Origin of the sequence: Nostoc sp. UIC 10607 (genome assembly GCF_047228265.1) — a bacterium.
GTDB lineage: Bacteria > Cyanobacteriota > Cyanobacteriia > Cyanobacteriales > Nostocaceae > Nostoc > Nostoc foliaceum_A.
This window is the reverse complement of sequence record NZ_JBIQNW010000006.1, coordinates 76,352-93,410: the sequence shown is the minus strand read 5'-3', so window position 1 is coordinate 93,410 and position 17,059 is coordinate 76,352. Positions and strand designations below refer to the sequence as shown.

Below are 17,059 nucleotides of genomic sequence, written 5' to 3'. Positions count from 1 at the left end.
TATGGTTTGGTTGTATACAGCCGATGTTCCAGCTTTTGCTGCTATTACTCATGAACATTTGTGTCATATTTCCATTGTTGTAAGTAAAAAGCTGTAAAGAATATGACTTATTTGAAAATTTGCTGAGACAGACACAGGAAAACTTATGGGATGTGAGGCAGATTTAACCTTTTGGGCTATTGTTCCCTATGGACAGTTTGAGCCAAAATAATCTGTCGATTGTCGAAGACTATCACTGGGTGCAACGCATGAACTTGTGGCAGAAAAAGGTGTTAGAGAAGCTCCTCCCTGAGAGGTTCCCGATTCTCAGGTGGGTAATAACATTGGTGCTGGTATTAAGCTTGACCAGCTGTGGCGAGAAAGCTGGTAGCCAGGAAGTATCTATTGGCTATAAAGAAAACTCTCCACAGATTTCTCAAATTTCAAAGCAATTTTCGGAAGTTTCCCCACCATCTGTTATCCAAGAACTGCGGACAATTTTGGAAGTTTATCAGCCACAAGTGACAATTGTTACTCCACAAGCTGATGAAGTTCTCCAAGACAACAAAGCCACTGCCAGTTTTCAGGTTAAGGATCTACCAATATTTAAAGACCCACAATTACAACTGGGGCCACATCTCCACGTAATTCTGGATAACCAACCTTATATACCTGTTTACGACCTGAATCAGCCCTTGATTTTGCCAAACTTGTCTCCGGGTACTCATACCTTGCGCGTCTTTGCCTCTCGTCCTTGGCATGAAAGCTTTAAGAATGAAGGCGCTTATGCCCAGACAACATTTCACGTCTTCACCAAAACCGACGACAACAACCCAGATCCAAAATTACCACTGCTAACTTACAGCCGTCCTCAAAGCAGCTACGGAGCCGAACCAATCTTACTGGACTTTTATCTAACTAACGCTCCCCTGCACCTCACTGGGAAGGAAAACGCTAACGACCAATTCAGTGATTGGCGCATCCGCTCCACAATTAATGGTGAAAGCTTTATTTTCGATCGCTGGCAAGCAGTTTATCTTAAAGGTTTCCAACCTGGTAAAAACTGGGTAAAACTGGAATTTCTTGATAATCAGGGAAATCCTGTCAAAAATGCCTTTAATACCACAGTCAGACTAATTGACTACCAGCCAAAGGGTAAAGACACTTTGTCGAGAATTGTGAGAGGAGAACTCACAGCAGATGAGGTGCGCCCTGTTGTAGACCAGAATTATAGACTCATACCTACACCCACGCCGTCTGTTGAAAAAACACCCCAGATACAACCGAAGGTAGAAAAACAGCCCATTCCTGAAACTGAAATTCCAAAAGAATTCAAAACACAGCCAACCAAACCAGAAGAGCCAGAACAACCAAAATTGGAAGTTCCAACGGTTGTACCATCTCCCATCTTGTCCCCGACACCATCAGAAATAATTGAGTCTCCCATACCAGAACCGCAGCCAGAGGTAACACCAACACCTGAATCAACACCGTTACCTGAAAAAGTTGCCCCTCAAACAACAAAACCTCGATTGGGCGGATTTTTCAACCGTCGAGCTGGTAAAGTCCCCACTCCACAAGCACCAGTTGCACCATCTCCTAGCTTGCCATCGACGCTGCCAGAAATAATTGAGTCTCCTGCACCAGAAATAATTACGCCAATACCAGAACCACAGCCAGAGGTAACGCCAACTCCTGAATCAACGCCGTTACCTGAAAAAGTTGTCCCTCAAGCAACAAAATCTAGATTGGGCAGTTATTTCAACCGTCGAGCAGGCAAGATGACTACCCCACAAGCACCAGTTGCACCATCTCCTAGTTTGCCACCCACACTTCCAGAGATTATTGAGTCTCCTGCACCTGAAACAAGTGTGCCACCAGCAGAAACTAAACCAGAGGTAACACCAACTCCTGAATCAACACCGTTACTGAAATAACTCGTTTACTATCGGGAGCAAAAAGTTGCAAAATTTTTACTTTTGCACAACAACTAGGGAATTCTAAGTAAGGATTGGCTTTTATTTCTTACTTAGAATTACTATGGCTTCCCAGACTCCAGGTTCAAATTCTCAGGCAGTTTCCGGCGATATTGCTGTCCTACAATCGAACCGAAAAGGGTGGTTTTCAAGAGTTACAAATGGTCTGAGTGTTGGTAACAAAATTAAATATGGCTATGCTCTTGCCCTCAGTGTTGGAGTTTTGGGAACCACAATTGGATTAATCCTTGGAGACCACTATCAAGAAAAGGCGTTGCAGGAGCAACAAAACGCTTTTAAAGAACTTAATTTGCTTTATCGCCTCCAGACAGGTATCCTCCAAACACGAACGCACTAACAGCAACTCATTCCATTAGTGCCATATCCAAACTTGTATACAGAGGAATACAGCCATATTACTGATATACATGCACCTGGAATTGAGCAAGTCTGGTCTGAACTCCAAAAATATACAAAAAGTGCTGATTATACGGGCGAAAAACATACTGAGAATATTCCCCTGCTTCTACAAACCTATGATGATCTGCCACAAACTTATATTCGGCAACTTGACGAATTATTTCAGCAACTTGATTTATCGCCTTTAAGTGAAAAGAAAATTGCGATCGCTCAACAACTACTGTTGAAGTTTACCAACAGTGAGTTAGCAATCAAGTTTGACGGGATCTCTGATGAATTGCTTACCGTCATTAAGGTTTCTTATGAGGAATTAACAGCAGCGACGGCTACGTTCAAGACAGCAGCACAAATGCGGATTTATATTATTGCTGCTAGTGTGATGTTGTCGGTGGTAATTGCTACTCTTTTTGCTTTATTCACGAGTCGAACCATTACCCATCCGGTCGAAATGCTGACGAACATGGCGCAGCGAGTTACCAAATAATCTAACTTTGACCTGCAAGCACCTGTCATGACTACAGATGAAATTGGGATACTTGCTATTGCATTTAACCAAGTTTTGCATAGAGTGAAATGTCTACTGGAAGAACAGCAAGCAGCAGCTTTTCTTCAGCAGCAAATGCAAGAAGCCCAATTGCTTCAAAGTGAGAAAATGTCTAGCTTAGGACGAATGGTAGCTGGTATTGCCCATGAGATTAATAATCCGGTGAATTTTATCTATGGGAATTTAGATTCTGCTATTCAATATGTAGACGATTTATTAGTATTGCTACAGACTTATTGTCAAGAAGTGCCTAATCCACCTCTAACGGTGCAAGCCTATGCCACTGAAACGGTGCAAGCCTATGCCACTGAAATTGATGCAGAATTTCTAGAAGAAGATTTACCCAAACTTTTGCAATCGATGAAGTTTGGTGCCGATCGCGTGCGGCAAATTGTCTTGAGCTTGAAAAACTTCTCTCGGCTGGATGAAGCAGAAGCACATGCAGTCAATTTACATGAATGCCTGGATAGTACGCTACTCATCCTCAATAATCGGATCAAAAAAGGCATTACAATTGAGCGCTTCTACGGCGAGATTCCTAGTATTGAAGGTTTTTCTAGCTCACTTAATCAAGTGTTCATGAATATTATCAACAATGCGCTTGATGCATTGGAGGAAGAGCACAATCCTCAAGACAACCCACGAATTGCGATCGCTACTGAACTTCAAGATAAAAACTGGGTAGTTGTCCGCATTACTGATAATGGTTCTGGTATTCCCTCTGATGTTCAAGAAAGAATTTTTGAGACGTTCTTCACTACTAAGCCCAGAGGTGTTGGTACTGGTATGGGACTTTCGATTAGTCATCAGATTGTAGTCGAGAAACACGGAGGACAACTAATCTGCAAATCTGAGGTGGGTAGTGGTACAGAATTCATCATTTCTCTTCCGATTCAAAAGCAGCATTTATCCGAAAATGCTCAACTCTAACTTTTGCGATAAAGCCTCAACAAAAGCAAGCCCTGCTACCGGATTTCCTACCGTATCCAAGGCGGGACTGTAGCAAGCGATCGCTCCCTCACTTGGTACTATTGTTACAAGTCCACCACCAATCCCTGATTTCATTGGCAGACCAATCCTGACTGCAAACTGGGCAGAAGCTTCATATAACCCACAAGTTGACATCACAGCGTTGACAATCCGGCAGTTTTGTGATTTTAAATAGCTATTTTCAAAAGCTAGGAGTTTTCCTAACAGAGCTAAATCTTCAACTCGCCCAGATAAACAGCATATTTGCTCGTAGGTGTCAAGTGCTGTTTCCAGATTTTGTAGATGACCTGTTTGGGCAAGATAGTTTGCGATTGCTTGATTGGCTGTTGAGCGTGTTAATCGCACTGAAGCCAGCATTACCTCATCTAAATATAGTTGGCAACCTGCTAATTGGTTGAGCCATTGACAAAATAAAAGAGTGCGTTGGCTAGCATCCTTTCCTGGTAATTTATCAGCGAGAGTAATTGCTCCACTATTAACCATCGGATTGCGGGGACGGCCGCGATCGGCAACCAACTGCTCTAAAGAATTGAAGGGTTTATCCGATGGTTCCACCCCGACCCACCCAAAAACTGTTTCCGCTTCTAGATGTTCGAGCAGATAAAGTAGGGAAAATGTCTTGATAACACTCATTAGCGGGAAGACACAACCTGTATCCCCAAAGCTTATAGTTTTCCCCGATTCACAGCAGATGTGAACTGCAAACCAATGAGGATTAGCTACAGCCAATTGTGGAATGCGAGCGGCAACTTGTCCCTGTTCAGCTTTAGTTTTAGCTTGTTGTATCCAAGAGGATAATGTTAATTTTTCAAGTCCTTTCACAACAGATATAGCCACGTTAAATTACGTATAGTTAATAAGCATAATGCTTGCATTTCTGAATTACGAATTACAAATTAGTATGATTCCCCGTGTCAGATCGCCAGAATTACCGCAAAATTATTGTTGGCTCAATACTGATAAACCCTTGTCTCTTAAAGAACTCAGGGGTAGAGTCGTAATTTTAGACTTTTGGACATACTGCTGTATCAATTGTCTGCATATTTTGCCAAACCTGAAATATTTAGAACAGAAATATAAAGATAGTCTTACTGTTATCGGTATCCACTCCGCCAAGTTTGACAACGAAAAGGAAACAGAAAATGTTCGTCAAGCTATCCTGCGCTACGACATTGAACACCCAGTTTTAGTTGACAGCAATTTTCGAGTTTGGGAAGAGTATGCTGTGCGTGCTTGGCCTACATTAATAATTATTGATCCAGAAGGTTACGTGATTGGCCAGATTTCTGGTGAAGGAAACCGTAACGTTTTAGACGAATTGATTCAAAAGTTAATTCAGCAACACCAAGAGAAAGGCACAATTAGTTTTCAAGAACTCAGCTTGAGTTTAGAAAAACAGCGCCAACCATTAATCACACCCCTAGCTTTTCCTGGTAAAGTTTTAGCTACTCCAACGGGTTTATTCATTGCTGACTCTGGACATAATCGCCTGATTATAAGTAGCTTCGAAGGTGAGATTCTGCACTTGATTGGTACTGGAAAATCTGGTTTAACCGATGGTGCTTTTAACGAAGCACAATTTTTTGCACCGCAGGGAATGGCATTTGATGCCGAAAATCAAATTCTTTATGTTGCTGATACAGAAAATCATGCTCTACGGCGAGTTGATCTCAAGCGCCAGCTAGTGGAAACTCTCGCCGGAACTGGTGAACAAAGCCGCAATATTCGTCCTCATGGCGGTGCTGGTTTAGAAACCGAGTTGAATTCCCCTTGGGATTTAGAGAAAGTGGGAAATACTTTGTTTATAGCAATGGCTGGGCCGCATCAAATTTGGCAAATGGACTTAGAAAATAGCATCATTAAAACTTATGCTGGTACTGGTGCAGAAGCTTGCGTTGATGGTTCACTTACCGAATCTGCATTTGCCCAACCTAGCGGGATCAGCACAGATGGGAATGAACTATATATTGCTGACAGTGAAGTTAGCTCAATTCGTGGTGTTGGAATTGTAGAACCTTACCAAGTGAGAACTGTTTGTGGTAATGGGGGTTTATTTGGTTTTGGTGATGTAGATGGACAAGGTGAAAATGCCCGTTTACAACACTGCTTAGGAGTGGAATATGTTCAGGATTTTCTGTGGGTGGCAGATACTTACAATCACAAAATTAAATTAGTGAGTCCCAGTACAGGGAATTGTCAAACAGTTTTAGGAGATGGTTCTGCTGGTTTACAAAATGGCCAGGGTAAAAAAACTCGGTTTTTTGAACCTTCGGGATTGAGTGCTATGAATTCATATCTATATATTAGTGATACCAATAACCACGCTATCCGCCGTGTAGATTTGAATACTCTTGAAGTGACAACGCTGGAATTGATTGGATTATATGCACCGGATGTTTGTATTCCACCTAATTTATAGAATGATTAACTCGCGCGAAGGCGTAAAGGCTCACAGAAAAAATCTGTGTCTGGGGGTGAGATATTAAAGAATAATGTTGTAGAGCGATCGCTTAATATTTTTTGTATTCAGTATATTTGCTACGCATGTATAAATTTATTTCTCAGATATATAGATTTTCAATTTAATATTTTTTTTCAAGCTGCTAAGGTAAGTTATCAATGCATAAATAAAAATCACAATTCCTATCATTTCTAAAAATTCTTCAATAACTATACCTGTTGATGTTATGAAACTGCGACGACCAAAATATTCTATCAAAAGCCCACCGATCATTTCCATACCTAATGTTCCACTCACATAAACAACTGCGGCAATAAAAAATAAATATCGAGTTTTATGAGGTAGATCGAGCCAAAATTTTAGATATTTAAATGCAAAAACTGCTACTAAAATTGCACCAGGAATAACCCAGGTTTGGAAAAATATAGGATTGAGGTTAAGCGCTTGCCGTACTGACGGTATGATCAAAATTTCGTGAAAACTAAATGCTTCATCCAAACTCAAATATACAAATATAAAATATAGGGTTTTCCAGTAAGAGGAATAGCTGTCTTTCCTCTTAATAACAGAAATTGCTTTAAGTAATCCCGAACAAAATAATAGAGAGAATGCAGAATACCAAGCAGGAATATTCAATTCTCTATCAAGGCTAAATAGTTCGTAAAACCATTTGCTAGATGGGAAAGTAAACTCTGAAAGCCAAAAATAGCTACTTAAGACACCTGCAAAAGTGAGACTGATAACTATAACTATTAAACGTCGAGCAATTGTTTTAGCACAGAGATGAATTGGTAACTCCACACTAGGGATTGATACTTGCGGCATACGAATATTCAGTAATTTACTTTGTGTAAAACAATAGTAGAAAATTATCTCATAACCGTAAATTATATGAGCAAAATGTTACAGAAATATCACTAAAAATCCTATATTTGTTGAGGGAATTGCTAGTTACCACATAAAATCTACATCAATAGTTTGCGGTAGGCTACGCAAACGCCCAAAGGGTGACCTAAGAAGGATAGAGGATTTTAGCGAGTCAGATAGTCAAGGATTCGCTAACGCTACGCGAATGGCGCGAAGATTCTAGTAAACTTTACAGCAGATTTCAGTTTGGTTCAGTACACAAGTAAGATATAAAGCCTGTTTGACTCCTGAATTATGCTGTATTAATTGACTTAGATAAGTTTAGAAGCCCAACTAAAAGGATTCCGCGCTTTACTTAAAGAATGGGGAATTAATAATCCAGAGCAATTGTGACCGAATTTAATTTACAAATCCAAGAAAATAGCGATGCCTTGTCAACTCCACTGGAGGATGCAGCGTCTAGCTTACTTCCCTTCAGGGATACGATACACTGCGTCAACACTAAAGGCAATGATCGCCTTGACCGTTATCTTTCCCAAGAATTACCAGATTTATCCCGTTCCCGCATCCAACAGTTAATCGAACAGGGTAACGTCCAACTTAATGGCAAAGTTTGTACATCCAAAAAGATCAATGTTAGGCTAGGCGATCGCATCACTCTCGAAATACCAGAAGCGCAACCTTTAGAATTGCTAGCAGAAGATATCCCCTTAGATATCCTCTACGAAGACGATCAGTTACTCATTCTTAACAAACCCGCAGGCTTAGTTGTCCACCCTGCACCCGGCCATCCAGATGGCACTTTGGTAAATGCCCTATTGGCACATTGCCCCAATTTACCAGGGATTGGGGGAGTCCAACGTCCGGGAATCGTCCATCGATTGGATAAGGATACAACAGGAGCGATCGCGATCGCTAAAACAGAAGTTGCCCATCATCACCTACAAGCGCAACTCAAAGCTAAAACCGCACGGAGAGAATACTTGGGCGTGGTTTACGGTGCGCCAAAAGTTGAAAGTGGCACGATTGACTTGCCTATTGGTCGCCATCCACAAGACCGCAAAAAAATGGCTATTATGCCTGTTGAACAAGGCGGACGAGCCGCCGTCACTCATTGGCAAGTACTAGAACGCCTCGGTAACTTCACCTTAATCCACTTTCAACTAGAAACTGGACGCACCCATCAAATCCGCGTCCACAGCGCCAAAATGGGTCATCCCATTGTCGGCGACCCAGTTTATAGTTCTGGTCATTCAGTAGGGGTAAATCTGCCCGGTCAAGCACTGCACGCTTGGCGACTAAAATTGCAGCATCCTGTATCTGGAGAGTTGATTGAGGTGACAGCAAACCCTCCCAGCCACTTTACAAAACTTTTGGAGATGTTAAAAAGACGAACTGCACCGTAAAACAAACGACTAGCGTGCATTAGACATGGGATAGAGTCTGTTCCACTAGTTATACCTAAATGAAACTCCTACATAACCCAAGACTTATGCACGCTATAAAATGATCAAATCGATGTATTAGCTAGCCACAGACCAAAAATCGTTACTTAATACCAGCCAGCTGGCGATAAGGTACAGACTTTTCGATATCGATGTTGAATGACGAGATCCTTTGTGGTGGATTGCCAACAGCATTGACACTTTGTGCCATAGACAAGAATTGAGCCGGATCGCCTGCCTTGGGCTTTTGCTCTTGTGGGATAAATCTGCGGACTTCGACCTGCCAAATGATTTGGGGGAAACCCAGTTTGGCACGGTGGTAATCTTCGTATCGCGGAGATTTGATGTTGAATGGCAACTCACCCTCAGCGCGGGATGGCAGTATGCGACGGCGCTGATAAGGCACTGTGGAGTATCCAAAATTGCTCAGGTACTCTTCAGTGTTGAGCACTTCATCAACAAAGCCTCTAATACCCTTGGTAGCAACTACAATTGACCAAGCAATTTTTTCCCGCTCACTGTATGGGTCGCGTCCCAAAACGCGCTGGATTACTTGCTCAACAAAGCGGTAATTATTGTTGAGGTCGTAGAAGCTTTTCTTAAAGGTATTAGAAAGCAACAACCCACGAATAAAGTCCCGGACTGTAATTTGTCCATTACGGAGTTGGGACTCTAGGAATGTTTCGCGATCAGCAGCAAAGGCATGAAAGAAAATCTGACGATATGCTGCTTCGATCAGAACATCTAAATCTGACGGGGACAGTATGTTGTCTGTAGTAAAAATCCTGGGCTGTTCATCACCCGGTACTTCATATGCAGCTACACGCTGGTTTTGACTTGAAGGGTCATATGTTAACAGAGGAATTGCCACTCTAAAGCCTCCATGTTCTTAATTAAAGTTAACAACTTTAAAACACATATTAAGGGAGTAGTAGGATCAGAACCTCAGATTCTGATAAAATTTCACGAAACTTAACTAAGGGTAATTTAACTATTCTTAGGAAGAACAATTAGTCTGCTGGATTTAACCCATAGCTAATCAATAAAATTAAGTGGGGCTTCCAGCTTAATGACTACGTAAATGACTAAAAAACTTTATTTACATATTTTAGATTAGGAGATTGAGTTTCACTTTTTTTAACTGAAGCAATAATTTTTAACATTTAGCAAAAGAAATTAATCGGGAATGGGGACAAGCAAAAATATTTTCCCCTGCCCCCTCTCCTCTTCAGTGACCTATCCAAAATTCCAGGGGATCTATAGTTGACTTACAGTGAGGCCAGCTACGCAAAGTTGCTTCCATTCCTTCCCCCCAATAGGGTGGTTCCAATCCCAGCCCTAAACATAGATGAGATAGGATGTTAGCAAACTGCTGATTGTGACCAAAATCTCCTAGATGGGCGTGGGCGTATTCATGGATGACTACACCAAACCAGTCTCTAGGTGCTATTCGACCGACATCTACCAGAATAGTGATTGGGTTTGTGAGAATGTTGCACAGCCCATCTATGCCGAAGGATTGAGCTATAGGGACTGCAAAAATTTGGATATGGCGACGCTCTTGGGGGTGAAAGCACTCATGACAAAGTTCTAGATAGGCGTTGATCTGAGCGTTAACTGTGTTAATATTTTCGCCGATCCAAGTGCAAATGGGGATGCGATCGCGCAGGTTATCGAACACATCCACCATACCCGGTTCTAGGGCAAGTTCCTGTACCCGATGCAGATAATCTCGGCCACGAGTAAAAGCATCGGTCTGCTTAAGAATCATTCACCAGCCCAAAACGGAATAAAACTCTCTTTTTTCCAGAACATCCTCCCCAAGTTTTTCTGTTACTTTTTCTGTGCTGGAAGGCTCAACAGAAGTTTCAATGCGGGTTTCGGTACAAAATGATGCCGTGCTAAAGCCACCAAACCGTTTTACTGTACTGGTTCGCAGTCGCATATTTGGGCTGGCAAACCAGAATCGCTCAATGGAACTCATTGTTTCGTATTCGGTTGTCAACACTAGTCCATCTTCATCATCCATGTGAAAAAGACCAACTACAGGCACAATTTCGGCATAGCCTCTTTCGCGGAGTAATTTGCCAGCCCTTGGGTTATCGCCATCAGGCACGATCGCAAATATGGTTTTCCCCTGATGGTTCTCTTCATCCTCTCTATCCCAAGCCATTGTGCCTAGCCAACGCACCCGTGACCCTCCTACTGAAAGGCTGGGGTCAATCTGATGATACTGGCACAGTTCTATGATTTCTGGATGATTGGCATCTAAAGTTTCTACCTGTATATCCGATTCTCCCGTCTCTGAGCGTTTGAACGCCAGGTGATGAGTTGCACGTTGCGATCGCCACTTACCAGCACTTAGCTGAAAAAATTCCATTGCGTCTATCAATCTTCTGACTCCTACTTATTACTCCTGCGGATGATGTTTTACGCGTTCTTTCTTTTTAAAGTTATTGGTATATAAACATTCTAAACATTACAGCGATTAGTGATCAGCTTCAATAAACTCCCTACAAAGGGAGAGATTGATATGTTGTTATGTAATTGTAAACTTTTATGGACGTAATTTCTTATGGCTTGACAATGTAGACGTTTTAATATCTCAGTGCTAAAATAGTAGAAAGCAATGTCTACGACAGCCTACGCCTTCACACTAGTGGTAAAAACAAATACCCTTCGATTCAGTCAATCCGAGGAGTGAATGATGGACTTTCCAATTGAACTAACTTTAGAACAACAGTTTCGCTTACAAAATTTGAAAGATCAGGTAAAAAATTTGAGCCAAGAAGAGGCTCAGGAATTTTTGTTAGAAGTTTTGCGGCAGATGATGGTGAAAGATAATTTGGTTAAACATCTGCTCAAACAAGCTTGATCAACTAAAAAAGAAAATTTTTTACTTAAGGCTTACGCAGTGGCAGAGTTCCATTGAAACGCGTAAGTCTTAATTTTTTGCCCATTTAGGCTAAATTTGGCTTTTTTGTCAGACTAGCCAAGTTACAGGTAAATATTACAGATTATTACTTTGTCTCTCATAGTAAAGACTAGGGTACTATTGATCCCCTATGTTTTTGTTTGGCTACTCGCAGTTAATCTGATCGAGAACATGCCAGAAATAATATCCGCCATTTGTGAATATTTAAGGAGAACTCATGGTTCTTGATGCTTTTTCCAGAGCTGTAATTGCGGCTGATGCCAAAACCGCTCCTATCGGTGGTGCTGACTTAGCAGCTCTCAAAAATTTCATTGCTGAAGGCAACAAGCGCCTTGATGCTGTGAATGCGATCGCCAGTAACGCTAGCTGTGCAGTTTCTGATGCCATTGCTGGGATTGCTTGTGAAAACACTGGTCTGCTTCAAGCTGGTGGTAACTTGTACCCCACTCGCCGGATGGCTGCTTGCCTGCGTGATGCTGAAATCGTTCTGCGCTATGTAACATACGCGCTGTTGGCTGGTGATTCTTCCGTATTGGATGATCGTGCTTTGAACGGTTTGAAAGAAACCTACACAGCTTTGGGCGTACCCACTGGCTCATCTGTACGGGCTTTCCAAATCCTGAAGGCTATCAGCGTCGCTCACATCACCAACACCAACACTGAAGCTAACGCTGGTAAAAGGTTCCGCAAGCTGGACACTCCTCAAGGCGACTGCTCTGCTCTAGCTGCTGAAGCTGCTAGCTACTTCGATCGCGTTATTTCTGCTCTGAGCTAATTGCTAATTCCTAACGGCTAAAGCCTATTAGTCAAGCCCACTGAAATTAACACTCGATCAAATCTAATCTGGAGTATAAAAAGCAATGAAATCAGTTATCACTACGGTTATTGGATCTGCTGATGCAGCAGGTCGTTTTCCAACCACCTCTGACCTAGAATCCGTTCAAGGTAGCATTCAACGTGCTAGTGCTCGTCTAGAAGCTGCTGAAAAGCTAGCTGCTGGTATCGATAACGTAGCTAAGGAAGCTTATGATGCTGCCTTTAAGAAATATCCTTACCTGACCCAAGAAGGCGAAGCTGGCAGCACCCAAGTCAAGCAAGAAAAGTGCCTCCGCGACATCAAGCACTACCTACGCTTGATCAACTACAGCTTGGTTGTGGGCGGTACTGGCCCTCTGGATGAGTGGGGTATTGCAGGCGCTCGTGAAGTTTATCGCTCTTTGGCTCTGCCTACCGCTCCCTATGTTACCGCGTTGACTTACACTCGCGATCGCGCTTGTTCTCCTCGTGACATGTCTCCTCAAGCGTTGGGTGAGTTCCGCGCTCTCCTCGACTATGTAATCAACTCCCTGTCATAGTGACGCGGATTGACTAGACGAGCGATAGTCATACTCTAAAACTCAGGGACTCTCAGTCTGTTGCTTTGCCTGTATCTGGTTGAGTGATTGACCAAGAGTCCCTCAGTTGTTACTAATTCGTAATTCGTAATTCGTAATTCGTAATTCATGATTTAACTTGGGGGATTGAAACAGGAAAATTTTCTTTTATGACCATAGATTCTCTATTTGAACAGTTGAAACACCCTAATCCCAATCTGCGGGAACGAGCCATGTGGGAACTGGCTGAGGTTCGTGATGAAAATACCATTCCTCGCCTGATGGGTATTTTGGATGAAGAAGATGTGACTTACCGTCGAGCTGCGGTAAAAGCACTAGGTGCTATTGGTATAGATGCAGTACCACCACTGGTAGAGTCATTAGTAAATAGCGAGAATGCGACTATTCGGGGTAGCTGTGCTAAGGCGTTAGCACAGGTTGCTGCCAACCATCCAGATGTTCCTTTTCCAGATCAAGGCTTACAGGGATTGAAAACAGCGCTTAATGATCCAAATGCGGTTGTTTATATTGCATCAGTCATGGCGCTGGGTGAAATTGGTTCTCCTGCCTTTGAAATTTTGGCAGAGGCTCTGAAAACTATAGATAATGTAGCGCTGGCTGTGGCGATCGTCAATGCACTCGGTTCGATGGGTGATATGCGAGGAGTGGAACTACTCACGGCATTGACAAATGATGAATCCGTCGATCCATATGTTCGAGAGTCCGCAGTGAGTGCTTTGCCACGATTAGATCAGGTGATTAACTATAAAAGAACGTAGCGATCGCTCTTTTATACAATTACTTTATCAATCCCTGTAGGACGCATATATTAGATGAACAAACTGGGTGCCACCTTGAAGTAATCTCCAAGTGCCTTAGCTTGCGCCTTACTAATCGACCGCTTACCGTTTACAACCTCAGATACCACGCCACTCGACCCGATAATGCCCACTAAGTCAGCTTGACGGGTGTCGCTGGCTTCCATAATGTGCTGGAGAATTTCATGCGGTGCAGATTCATCCATTGGATAGTTCTGTCCCTCATACGCTTCAATCAGGGTTACTATCAGCTTATGCAGAGCTTGCTCTTCTGGAGTGCGGTTCTTGCAAAATGTTAGGCGCTCTGCTACAGCTAGGACGCGATCGTACTCTTCTTCTGTCTCAATCACCTTGGGAGCAACTTCAGCTAGCAGACTACTATAAGCAACTTGGTCAAAAGTAAGGGTCATTTTTCCATTTACCTTTGTCATATTCGGCATGAATTAGAAAGTATTTGTAATAAACCGTTTGGTTTTCGTAGTCAATACCGACAATCAGGCGATAGTCATTCCCTTTGATATTAAAGACAGTAAAATTTCCAACCGCTTCAGCATCCCGATAAATCTGACGAACGTCCTCCAAGTTCTGCCATTCTACTTTCTTAACAATTGCGTACCATTCGTTAATTTGCTTTTTGACATCGGGGTACTGGGCAGCATCAATGCGGAGGTTACGAATCGCAATCAGATGCATTTGTCTCTAGGTTCTTTGTCCATATTTATCAATCAACAAAAAACTAATTGCTAATTAAATACTCTCAAAACGAGAGGAGTATGTCAAGTTGTAAGCGTGTATCGCCCTATTCCCAAGCATCTTCCTCTAACTGTTTCTCAATTTGAGAAATTGCCAACTTGATCACCGCTTGAACCCCTGCTTCTTCTTCCACAGTTAATGCGGCTTGCAGGGGTTCTAAGGCAGTGCGATCGCCAATTTTCATTAATGCCAGAGCTGCTGCTTTTCGAGTATCGCAATCGGCATGATGCAGTAACTCAACGAGGTTAGGAATTGCGGGTTGATAGCTAAGGCTACCCAAAGCAGATGCTGCTTCACACCTCACAATTTCAGATGGATCGGTGAGGGCATTAACTAAAATATTAAATGCTGCTTCTTCAGTGCTTTCTTGAGCAATTTTAGCGATCGCACCCACTACCGCAGCCCGAACCTCAGCCGAGTCTGAGTTAATCTCTCGATATAAATGCTCTTTTGCCTCTGCCCCAATAAATCCCAACGCCCATACCGCATGTCCTTTGGCACTTTCTGGATATTCGGTTGACGCTAAGATTTTCAGCAATGCTGGCACAGCTGCCTCACCTATCTTGGCAAGCCCCCCCACCGACGAGGTTTTGACCACCGTATCTTCATCATTTAACAGGGCGTTGACCAAGGTGGGAACTGCGATCGGGTCAGCGATAAGTGTTAGGGTTTTGGCGCTGGCTCTGCGTACAACTGGGTTTGGGTGATTTGCCACAGCTTCCATCAATAAAGGGGTCGCTGGTTTACCGATTTTACCCAATGCCTCTGCAAAACTCAACCTAACCATCCCTCGTGAGTCTCCCATACTTTCAACCATTCGCTTGACTAGCTCTTGGTCATTAGGGTTAAAGGTTTTTAAGCCTAATTGCTCACTGACTGCTGCAAGTAAAGCATCAGTTTCTGCCTGAGACAGATTTAATGAATCCGCCCCGGATTGAGTTTCGGAGTTGAGCATGTGACTTATAGCTAAATTATCAAGATAAATGACTAATTACTAGCACTGAGGGCAGCCTGTTGATTACGGAGTTCTTGGAGAGCGGAATCAATCTTAGCAAGCTCAGGCTCCAGTTTTGCCACAACATTTACTCTCATCAACTTAGCCCGTTTTGCTGTTTCTGTAGTTTCTTGAACTAGACGTTCCCGATACTGCTCAAGTTCTGCAATAACCTCTGCTACATCTTGAGCGGTTACGTTATCGGTTGTTGTGAGTTCTGAGGTTTCATCCATAACTTTTGTTTCCTAAATGCGTGTTTATATGAATGATGTGTGGTCAGTGTTCCACTATCATTTGTATTTGGTTACTTGCTAAAGACCAGCACTTAGCCTTTACATAAAACTGAACAATTGGCAAGAGGCAACTAACTAAATAGCTGACAAATGCATATATTCCGATCTTCTCAGATCGCGTAACCACTGGTAAAGCTTTTGACGGAAATCTTCAAAAATAGAACTCAACCACAGCCATCAAACCAAGTTTTGATAAGTATTTTAGGCTTTTTTGATTGAAGCGCGTAGGCGTAGCCCGTCGTAGACATCGCACAGCATGGTCTAGCACTATACAAAAACTGCTCAACAGCTTTCCTCTAATGGAAAAATATCTCCCCGCAAGTAAGACTCAAAGTTTTTCTTAAAGTATTGAATGCTCGTTACATTCGGTTCATCACTTTCTGTTGGCGTGAATTCATAAATAGGGACTTTTTCCCTCACCAGCTTGACTAAGCTAGGATGAAGCTGCTCAAAAGAATCTACTCTAAATATTGTTGTTTCAAATCTTAATTTAGCTGGATGGGCATATCCTAACTTCATCCACGGCAACCAAGGACAGTCCCGCGCCCACTTAGCAGGAGGAACATCAGTTGCATCGGGTCGGCAAGTATTCGATATAAAGTACTCAACTCCCTTAAACTTTTCTCCAGGGCAATACTCTGAATATTTGCTATCTCCTGCTAAGGGATGCGGGTATTCTAAAGGAATTTCCATCACAGAGGTAATATATCCACTGCCTTTGGGTATGACAATTTTCTTTGGTTTGACTGAGCCTTGGACAATGCGGTTAGCAATGTGGACTACTGGTACTGATTGACTTGCTGTTGGTGGCTTCCAAAAGTGGAGAATCTCTTGAGTATCCGGGTCACAAAATAAACCCAATTCTCTATTAATGCGATACCCGACTTCGCCGTACTCAGAATCAGGCTTGATAAATACTTTGGTAGCATTCATTCCAATAATAGAAAATAACTTTTCTTTTGGCTTGTCTGGTGTTTCTTGCCACAAAATTTCCCCAGACCAGTTGTAATAAAGCTGTAACCCATGATTTTTTCTGTAAAAATCGAGATTATTAAATTCGTAGTCATCTAAGTAATCACTCATATTTGTTCTTCTCATCCTCAAATGGTTGCGTAGACGCAAAGTGGCTTGTTGTTAGACATCACAATAACAACTGACTAGCTCAGTGAGCGAATTTTATTTTGGTGTAAACTCCAACCTAACTAGCAACT

The 17,059-nt window shown here is 42.4% G+C and carries 20 protein-coding genes; 10 read left to right on the top strand and 10 right to left on the bottom strand.

Annotated features, from left to right (window positions below; translation table 11 throughout):
* Window positions 1–248: 248 nt before the first annotated feature.
* The 4 genes from ACEYW6_RS07835 (at window position 249) to ACEYW6_RS07820 (ending at window position 3,849) form a co-directional block, all read left to right on the top strand.
* Window positions 249–1,916, top strand: a complete 1,668-nt coding sequence (locus tag ACEYW6_RS07835; RefSeq protein ID WP_412979366.1) for a hypothetical protein — start codon at window positions 249–251, stop codon at window positions 1,914–1,916.
* A gap of 103 nt (window positions 1,917–2,019) precedes the next feature.
* Complete coding sequence (locus ACEYW6_RS07830; RefSeq protein WP_412979272.1) at window positions 2,020–2,313, top strand: hypothetical protein; 294 nt, start codon at window positions 2,020–2,022, stop codon at window positions 2,311–2,313.
* Between the two features lie 18 nt (window positions 2,314–2,331).
* Window positions 2,332–2,859, top strand: a complete 528-nt coding sequence (locus tag ACEYW6_RS07825; RefSeq protein ID WP_412979271.1) for a hypothetical protein — start codon at window positions 2,332–2,334, stop codon at window positions 2,857–2,859.
* Window positions 2,860–2,886: 27 nt separating this feature from the next.
* Window positions 2,887–3,849 carry a sensor histidine kinase gene (locus ACEYW6_RS07820; protein ID WP_412979270.1) on the top strand — a complete coding sequence of 321 codons (963 nt, stop codon included), beginning with the start codon at window positions 2,887–2,889 and terminating at the stop codon, window positions 3,847–3,849.
* Here the strand turns inward: ACEYW6_RS07820 and glsA are convergent.
* A complete protein-coding gene (gene glsA, locus ACEYW6_RS07815; protein WP_412979269.1) occupies window positions 3,826–4,746 on the bottom strand; it encodes a glutaminase A in 921 nt (306 codons plus the stop codon). The two genes, ACEYW6_RS07820 and glsA, sit on opposite strands and share 24 nt — an antisense overlap.
* A gap of 64 nt (window positions 4,747–4,810) precedes the next feature.
* On the opposite strand from glsA, the gene ACEYW6_RS07810 reads away from it, so the two are divergent.
* Complete coding sequence (locus ACEYW6_RS07810) at window positions 4,811–6,328, top strand: thioredoxin-like domain-containing protein (RefSeq protein ID WP_412979365.1); 1,518 nt, start codon at window positions 4,811–4,813, stop codon at window positions 6,326–6,328.
* 135 nt (window positions 6,329–6,463) lie between these two features.
* Here the strand turns inward: ACEYW6_RS07810 and ACEYW6_RS07805 are convergent, their stop codons facing one another.
* Complete coding sequence (locus ACEYW6_RS07805) at window positions 6,464–7,195, bottom strand: hypothetical protein (RefSeq protein ID WP_412979268.1); 732 nt, start codon at window positions 7,193–7,195, stop codon at window positions 6,464–6,466.
* Between the two features lie 527 nt (window positions 7,196–7,722).
* Between ACEYW6_RS07805 and ACEYW6_RS07800 the strand changes: the two genes are divergently transcribed.
* Window positions 7,723–8,643, top strand: a complete 921-nt coding sequence (locus ACEYW6_RS07800) for an RluA family pseudouridine synthase (RefSeq protein WP_412979364.1) — start codon at window positions 7,723–7,725, stop codon at window positions 8,641–8,643.
* 142 nt (window positions 8,644–8,785) lie between these two features.
* Here ACEYW6_RS07800 and ACEYW6_RS07795 read toward each other — a convergent pair whose 3' ends face one another.
* From ACEYW6_RS07795 to ACEYW6_RS07785, 3 genes are all read right to left on the bottom strand, one after another.
* A complete protein-coding gene (locus ACEYW6_RS07795; protein WP_196513163.1) occupies window positions 8,786–9,553 on the bottom strand; it encodes a phycobilisome rod-core linker polypeptide in 768 nt (255 codons plus the stop codon).
* A 357-nt stretch (window positions 9,554–9,910) separates the two neighbouring features.
* The gene (locus tag ACEYW6_RS07790; protein WP_412979267.1) at window positions 9,911–10,453 is read right to left on the bottom strand and encodes a hypothetical protein; all 543 of its coding nucleotides are present in this window, start codon (window positions 10,451–10,453) and stop codon (window positions 9,911–9,913) included.
* Window positions 10,454–11,062, bottom strand: coding sequence for a phycobiliprotein lyase (locus ACEYW6_RS07785; RefSeq protein WP_412979266.1), 609 nt, complete (start codon window positions 11,060–11,062; stop codon window positions 10,454–10,456). It abuts the gene before it with no gap.
* A 324-nt stretch (window positions 11,063–11,386) separates the two neighbouring features.
* On the opposite strand from ACEYW6_RS07785, the gene ACEYW6_RS07780 reads away from it, so the two are divergent.
* The 4 genes from ACEYW6_RS07780 to ACEYW6_RS07765 all read left to right on the top strand — a co-directional run bounded on the left by ACEYW6_RS07780 (window position 11,387) and on the right by ACEYW6_RS07765 (window position 13,769).
* Entirely contained in the window at window positions 11,387–11,557 is a 171-nt protein-coding gene (locus tag ACEYW6_RS07780; RefSeq protein ID WP_230966908.1) for an NblA/ycf18 family protein, read from the top strand.
* Window positions 11,558–11,834: 277 nt separating this feature from the next.
* Window positions 11,835–12,392, top strand: a complete 558-nt coding sequence (locus ACEYW6_RS07775; protein WP_412979265.1) for a bleomycin hydrolase — start codon at window positions 11,835–11,837, stop codon at window positions 12,390–12,392.
* Window positions 12,393–12,477: 85 nt separating this feature from the next.
* Window positions 12,478–12,972, top strand: coding sequence for a bleomycin hydrolase (locus ACEYW6_RS07770; RefSeq protein ID WP_196513167.1), 495 nt, complete (start codon window positions 12,478–12,480; stop codon window positions 12,970–12,972).
* A 188-nt stretch (window positions 12,973–13,160) separates the two neighbouring features.
* Window positions 13,161–13,769, top strand: coding sequence for a HEAT repeat domain-containing protein (locus ACEYW6_RS07765; protein ID WP_412979264.1), 609 nt, complete (start codon window positions 13,161–13,163; stop codon window positions 13,767–13,769).
* Between the two features lie 50 nt (window positions 13,770–13,819).
* Here ACEYW6_RS07765 and ACEYW6_RS07760 read toward each other — a convergent pair whose 3' ends face one another.
* From ACEYW6_RS07760 to ACEYW6_RS07740, 5 genes are all read right to left on the bottom strand, one after another.
* Window positions 13,820–14,218: a helix-turn-helix domain-containing protein gene (locus ACEYW6_RS07760; RefSeq protein ID WP_412979263.1), complete on the bottom strand. Its 399-nt coding sequence runs from the start codon at window positions 14,216–14,218 to the stop codon at window positions 13,820–13,822.
* Window positions 14,202–14,501, bottom strand: coding sequence for a type II toxin-antitoxin system HigB family toxin (locus ACEYW6_RS07755; RefSeq protein WP_412979262.1), 300 nt, complete (start codon window positions 14,499–14,501; stop codon window positions 14,202–14,204). The genes ACEYW6_RS07760 and ACEYW6_RS07755 overlap by 17 nt, the downstream gene beginning before the upstream one ends.
* 106 nt (window positions 14,502–14,607) lie before the next feature.
* Entirely contained in the window at window positions 14,608–15,516 is a 909-nt protein-coding gene (locus ACEYW6_RS07750; protein ID WP_412979261.1) for a HEAT repeat domain-containing protein, read from the bottom strand.
* Between the two features lie 32 nt (window positions 15,517–15,548).
* Window positions 15,549–15,788 (bottom strand): hypothetical protein, encoded by a 240-nt coding sequence (locus ACEYW6_RS07745; protein ID WP_412979260.1) that lies wholly within the window; start codon window positions 15,786–15,788, stop codon window positions 15,549–15,551.
* A 342-nt stretch (window positions 15,789–16,130) separates the two neighbouring features.
* Window positions 16,131–16,931, bottom strand: coding sequence for a DUF1838 family protein (locus tag ACEYW6_RS07740; RefSeq protein ID WP_412979259.1), 801 nt, complete (start codon window positions 16,929–16,931; stop codon window positions 16,131–16,133).
* Window positions 16,932–17,059 lie beyond the last annotated feature (128 nt).

Coding starts and splice junctions, on each gene's coding strand:
- ACEYW6_RS07835 (WP_412979366.1), top strand. CDS start 249: ATGAACTTGTGGCAGAAAAAGGTGTTAGAGAAGCTCCTCCCTGAGAGG.
- ACEYW6_RS07830 (WP_412979272.1), top strand. CDS start 2,020: ATGGCTTCCCAGACTCCAGGTTCAAATTCTCAGGCAGTTTCCGGCGAT.
- ACEYW6_RS07820 (WP_412979270.1), top strand. CDS start 2,887: ATGACTACAGATGAAATTGGGATACTTGCTATTGCATTTAACCAAGTT.
- ACEYW6_RS07810 (WP_412979365.1), top strand. CDS start 4,811: ATGATTCCCCGTGTCAGATCGCCAGAATTACCGCAAAATTATTGTTGG.
- ACEYW6_RS07805 (WP_412979268.1), bottom strand. CDS start 7,195: ATGCCGCAAGTATCAATCCCTAGTGTGGAGTTACCAATTCATCTCTGT.
- ACEYW6_RS07790 (WP_412979267.1), bottom strand. CDS start 10,453: ATGATTCTTAAGCAGACCGATGCTTTTACTCGTGGCCGAGATTATCTG.
- ACEYW6_RS07785 (WP_412979266.1), bottom strand. CDS start 11,062: ATGGAATTTTTTCAGCTAAGTGCTGGTAAGTGGCGATCGCAACGTGCA.
- ACEYW6_RS07780 (WP_230966908.1), top strand. CDS start 11,387: ATGATGGACTTTCCAATTGAACTAACTTTAGAACAACAGTTTCGCTTA.
- ACEYW6_RS07775 (WP_412979265.1), top strand. CDS start 11,835: ATGGTTCTTGATGCTTTTTCCAGAGCTGTAATTGCGGCTGATGCCAAA.
- ACEYW6_RS07770 (WP_196513167.1), top strand. CDS start 12,478: ATGAAATCAGTTATCACTACGGTTATTGGATCTGCTGATGCAGCAGGT.
- ACEYW6_RS07765 (WP_412979264.1), top strand. CDS start 13,161: ATGACCATAGATTCTCTATTTGAACAGTTGAAACACCCTAATCCCAAT.
- ACEYW6_RS07760 (WP_412979263.1), bottom strand. CDS start 14,218: ATGACCCTTACTTTTGACCAAGTTGCTTATAGTAGTCTGCTAGCTGAA.
- ACEYW6_RS07755 (WP_412979262.1), bottom strand. CDS start 14,501: ATGCATCTGATTGCGATTCGTAACCTCCGCATTGATGCTGCCCAGTAC.
- ACEYW6_RS07750 (WP_412979261.1), bottom strand. CDS start 15,516: ATGCTCAACTCCGAAACTCAATCCGGGGCGGATTCATTAAATCTGTCT.
- ACEYW6_RS07745 (WP_412979260.1), bottom strand. CDS start 15,788: ATGGATGAAACCTCAGAACTCACAACAACCGATAACGTAACCGCTCAA.
- ACEYW6_RS07740 (WP_412979259.1), bottom strand. CDS start 16,931: ATGAGTGATTACTTAGATGACTACGAATTTAATAATCTCGATTTTTAC.